This window comes from Paracoccus sp. R86501, assembly GCF_042466435.1.
Taxonomy (GTDB): domain Bacteria; phylum Pseudomonadota; class Alphaproteobacteria; order Rhodobacterales; family Rhodobacteraceae; genus Paracoccus.
The window spans coordinates 2591891-2605833 of the sequence record NZ_JAXHPZ010000001.1; the positions used below are offsets into that span (position 1 = coordinate 2591891).

General features: G+C 63.4%; 16 protein-coding genes and 1 pseudogene. 6 read left to right on the forward strand and 11 right to left on the reverse strand.

Going from position 1 to position 13943, the window contains the following annotated elements; all coding sequences use genetic code 11:
* Positions 1-29: 29 nt before the first annotated feature.
* From SJY40_RS12690 to SJY40_RS12700, 3 genes are read right to left on the reverse strand one after another with little or no spacing between them, the layout of a single operon-like run.
* The gene (locus tag SJY40_RS12690; protein WP_378946991.1) at positions 30-857 is read right to left on the reverse strand and encodes a uracil-DNA glycosylase; all 828 of its coding nucleotides are present in this window, start codon (positions 855-857) and stop codon (positions 30-32) included.
* Between the two features lie 31 nt (positions 858-888).
* Positions 889-1596, reverse strand: coding sequence for a response regulator (locus tag SJY40_RS12695; protein ID WP_378946994.1), 708 nt, complete (start codon positions 1594-1596; stop codon positions 889-891).
* A gap of 7 nt (positions 1597-1603) precedes the next feature.
* Positions 1604-2122, reverse strand: coding sequence for a MarR family winged helix-turn-helix transcriptional regulator (locus SJY40_RS12700; protein WP_378948443.1), 519 nt, complete (start codon positions 2120-2122; stop codon positions 1604-1606).
* 156 nt (positions 2123-2278) lie between these two features.
* On the opposite strand from SJY40_RS12700, the gene SJY40_RS12705 reads away from it, so the two are divergent.
* Positions 2279-3148: a branched-chain amino acid aminotransferase gene (locus SJY40_RS12705; RefSeq protein WP_378946997.1), complete on the forward strand. Its 870-nt coding sequence runs from the start codon at positions 2279-2281 to the stop codon at positions 3146-3148.
* Positions 3149-3208: 60 nt separating this feature from the next.
* On the opposite strand, the gene SJY40_RS12710 is transcribed toward SJY40_RS12705, so the two are convergent.
* The 8 genes and pseudogenes from SJY40_RS12710 to SJY40_RS12745 form a co-directional block, all read right to left on the reverse strand.
* Positions 3209-3397, reverse strand: coding sequence for a hypothetical protein (locus SJY40_RS12710; protein WP_378947000.1), 189 nt, complete (start codon positions 3395-3397; stop codon positions 3209-3211).
* Positions 3398-3458: 61 nt separating this feature from the next.
* Positions 3459-3923: a PTS sugar transporter subunit IIA gene (locus SJY40_RS12715; RefSeq protein ID WP_108500591.1), complete on the reverse strand. Its 465-nt coding sequence runs from the start codon at positions 3921-3923 to the stop codon at positions 3459-3461.
* Between the two features lie 84 nt (positions 3924-4007).
* Positions 4008-4583 (reverse strand): ribosome hibernation-promoting factor, HPF/YfiA family, encoded by a 576-nt coding sequence (hpf, locus tag SJY40_RS12720; protein WP_378947003.1) that lies wholly within the window; start codon positions 4581-4583, stop codon positions 4008-4010.
* 198 nt (positions 4584-4781) lie between these two features.
* A pseudogene (lptB, locus tag SJY40_RS12725) lies at positions 4782-5518 on the reverse strand (LPS export ABC transporter ATP-binding protein).
* On the reverse strand, positions 5518-5994 hold the full coding sequence (lptA, locus tag SJY40_RS12730) for a lipopolysaccharide transport periplasmic protein LptA (protein WP_378947006.1): 477 nt from the start codon (positions 5992-5994) through the stop codon (positions 5518-5520). The pseudogene lptB and the gene lptA overlap by 1 nt, the downstream one beginning before the upstream one ends.
* Before the next feature lie 21 nt (positions 5995-6015).
* Positions 6016-6600 carry a hypothetical protein gene (locus SJY40_RS12735; RefSeq protein ID WP_378947009.1) on the reverse strand — a complete coding sequence of 195 codons (585 nt, stop codon included), beginning with the start codon at positions 6598-6600 and terminating at the stop codon, positions 6016-6018.
* Between the two features lie 4 nt (positions 6601-6604).
* Positions 6605-7549, reverse strand: coding sequence for an SIS domain-containing protein (locus SJY40_RS12740; RefSeq protein WP_378947012.1), 945 nt, complete (start codon positions 7547-7549; stop codon positions 6605-6607).
* 53 nt (positions 7550-7602) lie between these two features.
* On the reverse strand, positions 7603-8217 hold the full coding sequence (locus tag SJY40_RS12745; protein ID WP_378947015.1) for a ribonuclease D: 615 nt from the start codon (positions 8215-8217) through the stop codon (positions 7603-7605).
* A 301-nt stretch (positions 8218-8518) separates the two neighbouring features.
* Here SJY40_RS12745 and SJY40_RS12750 point away from each other — a divergent pair, with 301 nt between their 5' ends.
* Genes SJY40_RS12750 through SJY40_RS12770 form a run of 5 tightly spaced genes read left to right on the forward strand, consistent with a single transcriptional unit; the run spans position 8519 to position 13935 of the window.
* Positions 8519-9481 carry an ABC transporter ATP-binding protein gene (locus SJY40_RS12750; protein WP_378947018.1) on the forward strand — a complete coding sequence of 321 codons (963 nt, stop codon included), beginning with the start codon at positions 8519-8521 and terminating at the stop codon, positions 9479-9481.
* Complete coding sequence (locus SJY40_RS12755) at positions 9478-10569, forward strand: ABC transporter ATP-binding protein (RefSeq protein ID WP_378947020.1); 1092 nt, start codon at positions 9478-9480, stop codon at positions 10567-10569. Before SJY40_RS12750 ends, SJY40_RS12755 begins: the two co-directional genes overlap by 4 nt.
* A complete protein-coding gene (locus tag SJY40_RS12760; protein ID WP_378947023.1) occupies positions 10566-12065 on the forward strand; it encodes an ABC transporter substrate-binding protein in 1500 nt (499 codons plus the stop codon). Before SJY40_RS12755 ends, SJY40_RS12760 begins: the two co-directional genes overlap by 4 nt.
* Before the next feature lie 56 nt (positions 12066-12121).
* On the forward strand, positions 12122-13066 hold the full coding sequence (locus tag SJY40_RS12765) for an ABC transporter permease (protein WP_378947026.1): 945 nt from the start codon (positions 12122-12124) through the stop codon (positions 13064-13066).
* On the forward strand, positions 13066-13935 hold the full coding sequence (locus tag SJY40_RS12770) for an ABC transporter permease (protein ID WP_378947028.1): 870 nt from the start codon (positions 13066-13068) through the stop codon (positions 13933-13935). Before SJY40_RS12765 ends, SJY40_RS12770 begins: the two co-directional genes overlap by 1 nt.
* The last annotated feature ends 8 nt before the right edge of the window (positions 13936-13943 follow it).

Consider the following 13943-nt stretch of genomic DNA (forward strand, 5'->3'; position numbering starts at 1 on the left):
CCGGATACCCCATGATGGGGAAACGGAACCTAAACGGAAAGCGATTCCAGCCGCGCCGACAGCGACAGAAGGTCCGACCACGCCTCGCGCTTGGCGGCGGGGTTGCGCAGCAGATAGGCGGGATGCGTCATCGGCAGCGCCGGACGCCCGAAGGCCTGCGTCCATTGACCGCGCAGCCGCAGGATGCCGCGTTTTTCCAGCGCGGCCTGACAGGCGATGTTGCCCATCAGCACGATCACGTCGGGATCGGCCAGTTGGATGTGGCGGCGGATGAACGGCAGGCTGGTCTGGATTTCGTCCGCATGCGGATCGCGGTTGCCGGGGGGCCGCCACGTCAGGACGTTGGTAATATAGATCGCCTTTTCCGCATCAGCGGCATCGCGTGCCATGCCGATGGCCCCGAACATCTGGTCCAGCAACCGACCCGCGCGCCCGACAAAGGGTCGGCCCTGACGGTCTTCCTCGTCGCCGGGTGCCTCGCCCAGAATCAGAACGCGCGCCTTGGGGTTGCCGTCGGCAAAGCAGAAGTTCCGCGCGCCCTTCTTCAGTTCGATCCCGTCAAAGCGTTCCTGCACCTCGGCCAGTTCCGCCAGCGATCCGGCCCCGGCAGCCAGCGCCTCGGCCTGCGACAGGCGTTCGGCGCGGTCGTCGGCCTCGGTCGGGATGGGGGGAATGGCAGGGGTCGCCTGAACGGCTATGGGCGGCAGGTCGGGGGCGGCCACGCGTGCGGGCAGATCGAACCGGTCAACGGGTTCATCCATGACGGGCACATCCGCGCCCATTTCCATCTGCCATTCCAGCAACGCAAGTGCCGCGTCGCCGTCCAGCGCGATTCCCTGATATGTTGCCCCGTCCATCACAGGCCGCAAGCTAGGGCCACGGGCGGAACTAGTCCACCACCAGCATATAGCCGGTGCCGCGCACCGTCTGCAAAAAGCGCGGTTCGCGCGGATCGGGTTCGATCTTGCGGCGCAGGCGGGTCATCTGGACGTCGATGGCGCGTTCGCCGCCCTCGGGTTCATCGCCATTGCCGCCGCGACCCAGATCCTCGATCAGTTCGGTGCGGCTGACGGGCTGACCACGGCTGGCAGCAAGGCGGCGCAGCAGCGCGGTTTCGGTGCCGGTCAGGCGCATGGGGGTATCACCCTGCCACAATTCGCCCTTTTCGGTGTCATAGCGCAGCGGGCCAAGCGTCAGGAACTTGGGCTGGGCGACCTCGGCGGCGGGAACGCGGCGCAGGATGGCGCCGATGCGCAGCAGCAATTCGCGCGGCTCGAAGGGTTTGGCCAGATAGTCGTCGGCCCCGCTTTCAAGACCGGTGATGCGGTCCTCGATCTCGCCCTTGGCGGTCAGCAGCAGGATGGGGGTCTGGATGCGGGTGCGCAGATCGCGGGTCAGGGCCAGGCCGTCCTCGCCCGGCATCATCACGTCCAGCACGATCATGTCGAATTCCAGACCGGCCAGCAGACGGCGCGCCTGCGCAGCATCGCGGGCCATGCTGACCATATAGCCGTTCTTGCGCAGGAACCGCGCCAGCAGGGCGCGGATGCGTTCGTCGTCGTCAACGATCAGCAGATGGGCGTCGGGTGCGGTCATGGGGGCCTCAGCGGTCTTCGGGAAGATCCTTCAGCGCCTGATACTGCGCCCGCGTCTCGGGGTCCATCATCGCTTCCAGAACCTGCCGGAAACCCGCCACCGCTTGGGGTCCCGCCGTGCGATAGGCCTGACGCATCCTTGCACGCTGCGCCTCGGTCAGGCGGCGCTCAAGGGCGGTGCCGGCGGCGGTCAGATACAGTTGGCGTTCGCGACGGTCGCGCCGCCCGATGCGGCTGTCCACCAGCCCGTCCTCGATCAGGGTCCGCAGCACGCGGTTCAGCGATTGCTTGGTCACACCCAGCACTGCCAGCAGCGATGTGACCGTCAGGCCGGGATCGCGGTTGATGAAATGCAGCGCCCGGTGATGGGCGCGCCCGTAATCCATATCGGCCAGGATGATGTCGGGATCGGCGGTAAAGGCGCGATAGGCAAAGAACATCGCTTCGATCCCGCGGCGCAGCTGGTCGTCTGTCAGAAACAGCAGATCCTCGCCCATCATGGTCTGAATCCGCGCCTTGTCCTGCATCCGTTCCATCCTGTCCTGTTGATCGCCGCCATAGGGCAGTCTTGTTGACTTTCTAAACGGTGATTGCTAGCCGTCAACCATCTTGCGTAACAAACGTGCCAAATCCGCCCTGACATACGCAAGAATCGTAAAATCGGGCGGCGGATGGAGAAAGACATGACGGCGGCTTACGACGATCGCGACGGCAAGATCTGGATGAACGGGGAACTGGTCGACTGGCGCGACGCAAATGTGCATATCCTGTCACATGCGATGCATTACGCCTCTTCGGTATTCGAGGGTGAGCGGTGCTATGACGGCAAGATTTTCAAAAGCCATGAACACTCGCTGCGCCTGATCGAATCGGGCCGGTTGCTGGATATGCCCATCCCCTATACCGCGGATGAGATCGACGCGGCCAAGGAAGCGGTGCTGAAGGCCAACGGCTTTGAAAACGCCTATGTGCGCGTGGTCGCATGGCGCGGGTCGGGGCTGGACATGGGTGTCTCGGCTGCGCGCAACCCGGTCTGCATGGCCGTCGCCGCGTGGGAATGGGGCAGCTATTACGGCGATGCCAAATGGCAGGGCGCGAAACTGGACGTTGCCAAATGGAAGCGCCCCAGCCCCGAAACCATCCCGACCGCAGCCAAGGCGGCCGGTCTTTACATGATCTGCACCATGTCCAAGCATGCGGCCGAGGCCAAAGGCTGTTCGGACGCGCTGTTCATGGACTGGGAGGGTTACGTCGCTGAAGCCACAGGCGCCAACATCTTCTTTGTCAAGGACGGAGAGATCCACACCCCCCTAGCCGATCGCTTCCTGAACGGCATCACCCGTCAGACGGTCATCCAGATGCTGAAGGACAAGGGTTTCACCGTCCACGAACGCCGCATCCTGCCCGAGGAACTGTCGGGCTTCAGCGAATGCTGGCTGACCGGCACCGCAGCTGAAGTGACCCCCGTGGGCCAGATCGGCGACTGGAACTTCGAGGTCGGCCAGATCACCCGCGACGTCGCCGAAAGCTATGAGGCGCTGGTCCGCGCCTGATCCCATCGCCGGATGAAGAACGAAGGGCCGCCCCGGCAAGGGCGGCCCTTTTGCATGGGGTCAAGTGGTCTGGCCGCGTGCGATCCGCGCATATTCGCTGGTCTTGCGGCTGGCGTCGTCGCGCGTCTTGGGCTGGCTGTGCAGGCTGCGAATGGCAGGATGCACCGACGCCGCGCGCTCCTGCTTGAGGAATTCGCGCAGGCGGGCGGTGCCCTGCGTGCGTGGCTGATCGGCAAGATGCTTTGTCATGGTGGCCCTCCTGCGGACCATCATAGGGCCAATTCGGCCATTTTCAAAGCGCCGGGATCCCTCAGGCGGCCTTGATGCCTTGCGCGGCCGACAAAACGGCGTGCAGGGCGACGGGATCGTCATTGGCGCGCAGCTTGGCACGCAGGTCCGTATCGCGCAGCGTCCGTGACACCAGGGCCAGCGCCTTGAGGTGATCGACGCCGCTGCTTTCGGGGGCCAGAAGGGCAAAGACCAGATCGACCGGCTGGCGATCGACGGCATCGAAATCCATCGGCTTGTCCAGGCGCAGGAACATCCCGGCCACCTGATCCAGCCCGTGCAACCGTGCGTGGGGCAGGGCGACCCCCTGCCCGACACCCGTCGGCCCCAGGCTTTCGCGTTCCTGCAGCGCATCCAGCACTTCCGAAGCGACCAGCCCGTATTCGGCATGCGCCAGATCGGCCAGTTCCTGGAACAGCCGCTTCTTCGAGGTGATCTGCCCCAATGAACGCACAGCCCCGGGTCGGAGGATTTCACTCAGTTGCATTGTCCAGTGTCTTTCCCATGCTGTGCGCCCCCGAAAGGGATTTCGGGGGCGGCCCAGTCATTCAAGCGTCACATCGCGTCGGCACTAGCCATTCCCGCGAGGATCGATCCATCCTACATTGCCGTCATCACGGCGATGGACGACATTGACGCCGCCATGTTTCTCGTTGCGGAACACCAGAAGCGGGGTTCCCGAAAGCTCCATCTGCATCACGGCATCACCGACCGACAGGGTGGGGACGCGCAATTCCATTTCCGCGATGATGATGGGCTGCAGACCACTGTCCTGCGATTCCCAAGCATCCTCGTCAGCGGAGAGGACATAACTGTCCGCCTGACCGAAGACAACAGGGCCGGCGCTTTCCTTGTGGTGATCCTTGAGGCGGCGCTTGTAGCGGCGAAGCTGCTTGTCCATCTTTTCGCGGCAGGCCTCGAAGGCGGCATAGATGTCGTTGGCCACACCGCGGGCCGTCACGTTCAATCCGGTGGACAGGTGGACGACGGAATCACACAGGAACTGGTGGGCATCCTTGGAAAATGTCACGGCCGCGTCGGTGGGACGCTGCGAATACTTTTCGATCGTCTCGCCCAGCTCGGTCTTGACGTGGGTGGTCAGGGCGTCTCCGACATCGATGTGTTTTCCGCTGATGGTGTAGCGCATCGTATTTCCTCTCCGGTTGCCCGTCCTGCATGCGTCGGCCCGTTGAAAGCAGCCGGCGACGGCGGGAACGGGTGTCACGGGCCATGTCATCAGTCCGGCCCGCATGATTCAATTTGGTGACAGCGAACCGGATCTGTCAACGGGTCCCACAAGGGCGTGAACAGGATTCTTCGATGCAGACCGCGCGGTTGGGCAAAATCAGCCCATGCGGAAATCTTCGCCCAGATAGACCTGGCGCACCTTGGGATCGGCGACGATCTGTTCGGTGCTGCCCGACATCAGGACGTGACCATCATGCAGGATATAGGCACGATCGACGATGCCCAAGGTCTCGCGCACGTTATGATCGGTGATCAGCACGCCGATACCGCGCGATTTCAGCGCATGGACCAGGGTGCGGATCTCGCCCACGGCGATGGGATCGACGCCCGCGAAGGGTTCGTCCAGCAGCAGGAAACTGGGGTCCGAGGCAAGACAGCGCGCGATTTCCGCCCGCCTGCGCTCCCCCCCGACAGCGCCATCGCCGAGGCATGGCGCAGGTGGGTGATGGAAAAATCGGCCAGCAGTTCCTCAAGGCGATCGCGGCGATGACGGTGATCGGGGACGGCGACCTCCAGCACGGCCATGATGTTCTGTTCGACCGTCAGCCCGCGAAAGATCGACATCTCTTGTGGCAGATAGCCGATGCCCATGCGTGCGCGGCGGAACATCGGCAGGCGGGTGGCATCGCGCTCATCGATCTTGACCTGTCCGGCATCGGGCGTGACCAGCCCCGCGATGCAGTAAAAGCAGGTCGTCTTGCCCGATCCGTTCGGCCCCAGCAAGGCCACGACCTCGCCCCGGTTCAGGCTGACCGAGACATCGCGGATCACCAGCCGGTTGCGATAGGATTTGCGCAGGTTGCGGACATCCAGCCCCTTGGCCGCATCCACCATCAGTTGGCACCCGGCTGCAGGACCGAACGGACGCGGCCGTTGACCTGTGCGGCACCCGTGGCCAGATCGACCGTGACCTTGTCGCCGCTGAGGACGTTCTGGCCCTGGCTCAACAGCACGTCGCCGGTCAGCACGACATTGCCACCCTCGACGTCATAGACGGCGCGCTGCGCCTCGGCGGCGTCGGGGCCGCTGACCAGGGTGACATTGCCGGTGGCGGTCAGCGACTGGATGCGGTTCTGCCCGCCTTCGGCATATTGGACGGTGACCTGATCGGCCGACAGGCGCATCTCGCCCTGACCGATGACGACGTTGCCCTCGAACAGGGCGCTGCCGTCGGTCTGGTTGACCGTCAGATTGTCGGATGCCACCTCGACCGGGGCCGAGACATCGGCCTTCATGCCGCCGAAGGTGATGTTCTGGGCAGAGGCGGGCGCGGCAAGAACCGCCAGGGCGATCAGCAGGGGGCGAAGCATGTGGTCGTTCCTTGCAAGGGGTCAGGGCTGGTATATCAGACGGACACCGCCCGAGAAATTCAATATCGCAGGGCTGTCGTCGCCCGCATCCTCTTGCGGGGCAAGGCGCATGCGGTCGGCGCGCAGGGTGCCGAAGGGGGCGTCGGCCTCGATGCCCTGATCGGCGGTGATGATGGATCGGTCGGTCTGCGCCTGCAACTGGCTGCTGCGGACCTGCCACCCGGTCGAGGTCGACATGACCACCCCGCCCGTCAGCTGGACGACGCCGTCACCCGCCCCGCCTGCGGGGGCCGTGACGTCGGCGGTGACGCCATCGGGGCGCTGCCAGTCCAGACGCAGGTCGCTTGCCTGACCGCCCTCGCCCGCCTGATCCGGCGTGACGCTGTTGGCGCGCAGCGACATCTGCACACCGTCATCGGTCACGCCCATGTATTCCGGCCCGACGATCCGCCCGTCGCGGGCCGCGGCCTGCGCGTCCACCTCGGCATAGGGGATGCGCGATTCGCTGTCCGATCCGCGCGACAGCAGGAACATGGTGGACAACATCACCAGCGCCACCAGCGGCAGCAGGACCCTCAGCCAGCGGACGATGCGGGTGCGGTTCATGGCCTCAGACCAGCCCGGCGCGCAGGCAGTCGTGGATGTGCAGGATGCCCTGCGGCACGCCGTCCGACTGTGCGAACAGACAGGTGATCTTGCGATCCTGCATCTGCGCCAGCGCGGCCTCGGCCAGCGCTTCGGGCGCGATGGTGCGCGGCGCGCGGGTCATCACCGACGCCGCATCCAGATCCAGCAGGCCCTGCATGTGACGCCGCAGGTCGCCATCGGTGATGATGCCCACCAGCGCCCCCGAGGCATCCGTCACCCCCGTCACGCCATAGCCCTTCTGGCTGATGACCAGCAGCGCCTCGGACATGGGGGCAGCCTGATCGACCAGCGGCATGTCGCGGTGCATCAGGTCGCCCACCTTGGCCAGCAGCGCGCCCAGCTTGCCGCCGGGATGGAAGGTGCGGAAATGTTCGGGGGTGAATTCACGATGCTCCATCAGCGCGATGGCCAAGGCATCGCCAAGCGCCAGAGTCATGGTGGTCGAGGTGGTGGGCACGATGCCGTTGCCGCAGGCCTCGGCCGCGGCGGGCAGCAGCAGCCCCAGATCCGCCTGCCGCATCAGCGTCGATTGCGGCCGCGCAGCCACCCCGATCAGCGGAATGTTGAAACGGCGGGTATGGGCGATCATGTCGGCCAGTTCCGGCGTTTCGCCGCTGTTGGACAGGACCAGCGCCAGATCGTCGCGGGTCACCATGCCCAGATCGCCGTGGCTGGCCTCGGCCGGATGCACGAATTGCGCCGGCGTTCCGGTCGAGGCCAGCGTCGCTGCGATCTTGCGCCCGACATGGCCCGATTTGCCCATCCCCGACACGATGACACGACCCTTGACGGCCAGCAGCATCTCGACCGCGCGGGTGAACTGACGGTCCAGCCCCTGCGCCAAGGCAGAGAGGCCGTCGATCTCGGTCTGGATGACGCGCCGCGCCGTGTCGATATAATCAGCCATATGCCCGCCCCGCAGTGTTTCCAAGGCATCCCCGCAAAGGGCCGCCTGTCGTGTCAGTGGTTGAAGATATCCTTGTCGTCCGACCACCCAAGCAGATCCAGATGGGCACGCGCCGGCAGAAAGTCAAAGCACGCCTGCGCCAGACCCAAGCGGTTTTCACGCCGCAAGCGCGCTTCCAGCGCCTCTTTCAGCTTGTGAAGGTGCAGCACGTCCGAGGCCGCATATTCCAGCTGCGCATCGGTCAGATCCTCGGCGCCCCAGTCGCTGGTCTGCTGCTGCTTGCTGACATCGACGTTGACCAGTTCCGACAGCAGCATCTTCAGGCCGTGCCGGTCGGTGAAGGTCCGCACCAGCTTGGACGCGATCTTGGTGCACCAGACGGGCGAGGTCACGACCCCGAAGGCGTTTTCCAGCGCCGCCACGTCGAAGCGGCCATAGTGGAACAGCTTCAGGATCTTGGGATCGGTCAGCACCTTGGTCAGGTTCGGCGCCTCGGTCTGGCCGCGGTCGATCTGGACCAGATGCGCCTCTCCGTCGCCCGACGACAGTTGCACGAGGCAAAGACGGTCGCGGCGGGGGTCCAGACCCATCGTCTCGGTATCGATGGCGACGACGGGGCCAAGCACCAGATCGTCGGGAAGGTCATTGGGATACAGATGGATGCTCATTGCCGGTCCTGCCTTTTGTCGCCGATCCTCGGGTGCAGGGTCAGCCTTTATGGCTCCTCTCTGACCAGAAACGGGCGTTCCGATCCAGTGAAAATCATCCCGAAGCCGCAAGGTTCCCCCGAGGGAACTGACAAAGCCTGTATCGAATCTGGTCACAGTTCTGATCAAACAGCAGGCAATCCCGTATATTATTGCACGTTGCGCAAACTTTTTATTGCATGGTAGCCTGCCGAAGATAGGGTGAACCAATCATAAATTGGTTCATTGCGTGAAAAACATACACCCTCCAGTCACGACGCTGATGGATCTGCACGATCTTTCCTTGCGCATCGCACCTCACTCCGCCCCACTTCTGGACGGTATCTCACTGTCGGTAAAACGGGGCGAAACACTCTGCATTGTTGGCGAGTCCGGTTGCGGCAAAAGCCTGACCTCGCTTGCGCTGATGGGCCTGCTGGCTCCCAAACTGCAGACCGGCGTGTCGGGGCGGATGCTGTTTGACGGTCAGGATGTGGCCCTGTCCGATCAGGATCACCTGGCAAAATTGCGCGGCACCCGCATTGGCATGATTTTTCAGGAACCCATGTCCAGCCTGAACCCCGCCCATCGTATCGGCGAACAGATTGCCGAAGGCTGGCGGCGTCACAACAAAGGCGACGGTCGCGATCAGGCGCTGGCCATGCTGCGCAGCGTCGGCATTCCCGCCCCTGAACGGCGGATGTGCGATTATCCCCACCAGATGTCGGGCGGCATGCGCCAGCGGGTGATGATTGCGATGGCGCTGGTCAACAATCCTGACCTGCTGATTGCGGATGAACCGACAACGGCGCTGGATGTCACAATTCAGGCGCAGATTCTGGACCTGATCGGCCAGCTGCAATCCGAAGGCCGCATGGGCACCATCCTGATCACCCATGATCTGGGGGTGGTGGCAGAAATCGCCACCACAGTTGCGGTCATGTATGCGGGGCGTGTCGTGGAAAAAGGGCCGGTCGGGGCGATCTTCGGTGACCCCCAGCATCCCTATACCATCGGGCTGATGTCATCCGTCCCGCCCTTGCGCGGCGCACGAACGCGGCTGTCCACCGTGCCCGGTATCGTGCCGTCAATTGAGACAATGCCGCAGGGCTGCCGCTTTTCCACGCGTTGCCCCTTTGCCCAGCCGGCCTGCGCCACAACCCCGCCCTTGGTGCCACTTGGGCCCGACCACCACGTCGCCTGCCATTTCGCGCCATTGGATGTCACGCAACAGGGGGCCGCATGACCCGCGAAATGATCAGGGTCAACAATTTGGCCAAACGCTTTCCGGTGGGCGGCAGCACATTCAAAAAGCCCAAGCTGCTGCATGCGGTCGATGGTGTCGATTTGACGGTGAACGAAGGCGAGACTTTTGCCATTGTCGGGGAATCGGGATGCGGCAAATCTACCCTTGCGCGGCTGCTGATGCGGTTGCTGACCCCCTCGGAAGGTCAGATCACCATCGATGGGCGCGATATGTCCAAAGTGACGGGCTGCGATCTGCGGGACATGCGCCGTGACGTGCAGTTCATCTTTCAGGACCCCTTCAGTTCGCTGAACCCCCGCCTGTCGGTCGCCCGCCTTGTCGGCGAACCGCTAGAGGCGCACCGCCCCGACATGCGCGCCGCCGACCGCCGGTCCGAAGTCGCGCGCCTGCTGCGTCAGGTCGGGTTGCGCCCCGAACATATGGACCGCTATCCGCATGAATTCAGCGGCGGCCAGCGCCAGCGTATCGGGATTGCCCGCGCCTTGGCATCTGGCCCTAAGGTTCTGATCGGTGATGAGCCCGTCAGCGCGCTGGATGTCAGCGTTCAGGCGCAGGTAGTGAATTTGCTGTCAGATTTGCGTGACCAGCTGGGCCTGACGCTGGTGGTTATCGCCCATGACCTTGCCGTGATCCGACAGATGAGCGACCGCGTCGCCGTCATGTATCTGGGCCGCATCGTAGAAACCGGCACCACCGATGCGATTTTCGAAAACCCGCGCCACCCCTATACCCGTGCCCTGCTGTCGGCGATTCCCGGCCCTGAAGGCAGTACCGAAAAGTTGTCCCTAAAGGGGGAAACACCCAGCCCGATGGACCCGCCTTCGGGCTGTCATTTCCGCACGCGCTGTCCCTTTGTCGAAAGCCGATGCGCCGATGCGCGTCCGCCGTTGGAAGATACCGGCACAGGCACAAACGTCGCCTGCATCCGCTGGCGCGAGATTGCGCCGGATGATGCAGCCATTCCCGCTCCTGCCCCGCGCAGCGATGGCGCCAATGAACGGTTCCGGCTGTACCGGCAGGCACTGACCGATAACGAAAACAAGACCCGACAGGAGGTTACGGAATGACACTTCACAAGACCCTTATACTGGCGGCCCTTTTGGGAACGACGGCCATGGCCGTACAGGCCCAGACGTTGAAAATTGGGCTCGAAAGCGACCCCGACGCGCTGGACCCCGATCGCAGCCGCACCTTTGTTGGCCGCATCGTCTTTACCGCGATGTGCGACAAGCTGATCGACGTTTCGCCCGAACTGGATCTGGTGCCGCAACTGGCGACCGGTTGGACCGTCAGCGAAGATGGCCTGACGGTGGATATGACCCTGCGCGACGGCGTGGTCTTCCATGACGGCACCCCCTTCGACGCCGAGGCTGTCAAAGCCAATATCGAGCGGTCCCAAACGCTGGAAGACAGCGTGCGCAAATCGGAAGTCAGCTCGATCGAACAGGTCGAGGTGGTGGATGCCACCCATCTGAAACTGCATCTGTCGGCCCCCGACGCGCCTCTGCTGGCGCAGCTGGCGGATCGTTCGGGCATGATGATGTCGCCGGCGGCCTTTGACGATATGGCCGCAGCACCAGTCTGTTCGGGCCCGTTCAAATTCGTGAACCGCGTGTCCCAAGACAAGATCGAGCTGGAGAAATTCGCCGATTACTGGAACGCCGATGCCATCAAGCTGGACGCAGTGACCTATCTGCCGATTCCGGATTCGACCGTGCGTCTGGCCAACCTGCAATCGGGCGATCTGAACATGATCAACCGCCTTGCTGCTACCGATGTGGAAACCGTCAAAGGCAGAAGCAACCTGAAGTATGAACGCGCCGATGGGCTTGGCTATCAGGGCATTACGTTCAATACCGGCAATGGCGACCGTGCCGACAACCCCTTCGGTCAGGATGCCCGCCTGCGCGAGGCCCTGTCCCTGTCCATCGACCGCGAGGCAATCAACCAAGTGGTCTTTTCGGGGCTGAACGCCTCGGCCAGTCAGTTTTCATCCGCAGCCAGCCCGTATTTTGATAATGCCTTCCCCGTGCAGGAACGCGATGTTGAAAAGGCCAAGGAACTGATGGCCGAGGCCGGTTACCCCGATGGCCTGGAACTGGAATTACAGGCCCCTAACCGGCCCGAAAACCAACAGGTCGTCCAGATGATTCAGGCCATGGCCGCCGAGGCCGGCATTCAGGTCAAGTTGGTCGCAAAGGAATTCGCCACGATGTTGTCGGATCAGGCCGCGGGTGATTTTGAAGCAAGTCAGGTCGGCTGGTCGGGCCGGATCGATCCGGATGGCAACATCCTTGGCTTCGTCTCGACCGATGGCGGCTTCAATGACGGCAAATATTCCAACCCCGAAGTCAACCGCATTCTCGCCGAGGCCCGCGCCGTCAGCGATCAGGCCGAACGTCAGGACCTGTACCATCAGGCCAACCAGATCCTGAACGCCGACAAGCCGCTGTTCTATCTGTACAACGAGGCCTGGCTCTATGGCGTCTCGGACAAGGTGCAGGGCTTCGCGCCCAATCCCGACGGGATGATCCGCCTGGAAGACGTCAGCCTGTCGGAATGACCTGACGGTCGGGCGGCATCCCCGCCCGACCCCACCCGAATGCAAGGCCACAAGCGATGCTGTCATACCTGATCCGCAGATTGCTGATCTCGATTCCGACCCTGATCCTGATTTCGATCTTCGTCTTCGCGCTGCAGAAGATGCTGCCCGGCGATCCGGTTCTGGCCCTTGCGGGCGAGGATCGCGACCCCGAAACGCTGAACCGCCTGCGCGAATTGTATCACCTGAACGACCCGATCTGGATGCAATATCTGATGTGGGTCAAAGGCGCATTGCAAGGCGATCTGGGACAATCGATCCGCACCGGCCTGCCAGTCACCGAAATGATCGCCTCCAAGCTGCCGGTCACGATCCAGCTGGCGGTGATGTCGATGATCTTTGCCACCGTGATCGGAATTCCTGCGGGCATCCTGTCGGCGGTCAAAAAGGGCACGGCGACGGATTACGTTGCCAATATCGTGGCGCTTTCGGGGCTGTCGATCCCGAACTTCTGGCTGGGGATCATGCTTATCCTGCTGGTGTCGGTGAAATGGCAACTGTTGCCCGCATCAGGCTATGTCCCGCTGACCGAGGATGCAGTGCAATCCATCAAAACCATGCTCATGCCTTCCTTTGTCTTGGGAACTGCACTTGCGGCGTCGCTGATGCGGCACACGCGGTCCGCCATGCTGGGCGTCTTGCGACAGGATTACGTCCGAACCGCCCGCGCCAAGGGCTTGGCGGAACACACCGTGGTCATGCATCACGCCTTTCGCAACGCCCTGACCCCGGTCGTGACGTTGGCGGCCCTGTTGTTCGGCGAATTGATCGCGGGCGCGGTCCTGACCGAGCAAATTTTCACCATTCCGGGCTTCGGCAAGATGGTCGTCGATGCAGTCTTCAACCGCGATTATGCCGTCGTGCAGGGGGTGGTGCTGGTCACAGCGCTTGGCTTCATGCTGATGAACCTTGCGGCTGACGCGGCCTACGTCCTTTTGAATCCGCGACTGAGGGTAGGCTGATGACCGATATGACCGCTGATCCGGTACTGGCCCGCCGCCCCCAATCCCGCGCGTGGCGCAAGCTGCGTGGCCATCGCAGCGCATTGCTGGGCGCCATTATCGTGGGCGTGTTTGCCCTGCTGGCAATCGCCGCCCCAATCCTGCCCTTCCCCGACCCCGCAGCCACCGATTGGGGGGCAATTCGCCAGCCACCATCGGCGGCGCATTGGCTGGGCACGGATGAACTGGGTCGTGACCAGTTGTCCCGCATGATCTGGGGGGCACGGGCCTCACTGATGGCGGGCGTGGTGTCGGTGGCCATCGCCATCGCCATCGGCGTGCCGCTTGGCATTCTTGCGGGCTATTTCGGCGGCTGGACCGATGCCGTCATTTCGCGCTGCACCGAGGCGCTGCTGGCGATCCCCTTCCTGATCCTTGCCATCGCGCTAGCCGCCTTCTTGGGGCCGTCGCTGACCAATGCGATGATCGCCATCGGGATCGCCGCGACGCCCGTCTTCATCCGCCTGACGCGCGGCCAGGCCATCAGCGTCGCCGCCGAGGATTACGTCGAAAGCGCCCATGCCATCGGCTTGCGCACCCCCGTGATCCTGCGCCGCTACATCTTTCCCAACGTCCTGCCCCCGGTCCTGGTGCAGGCCACGCTGACCATCGCCAGCGCCATCATCGCCGAGGCGTCGCTGTCCTTTCTGGGGCTGGGGCAGCAGCCCCCCGCGCCCAGCTGGGGCGCTATGCTGAACACCGCCAAGAACTTTATGACCCAGGCCCCTTGGATGGCCATGTGGCCGGGCATCGCGATCTTCCTTGTGGTGCTGGGTTTCAACCTTTTGGGCGACGGGCTGCGCGATGCGCTGGACCCGCGCGAAGACTGACAGGATTT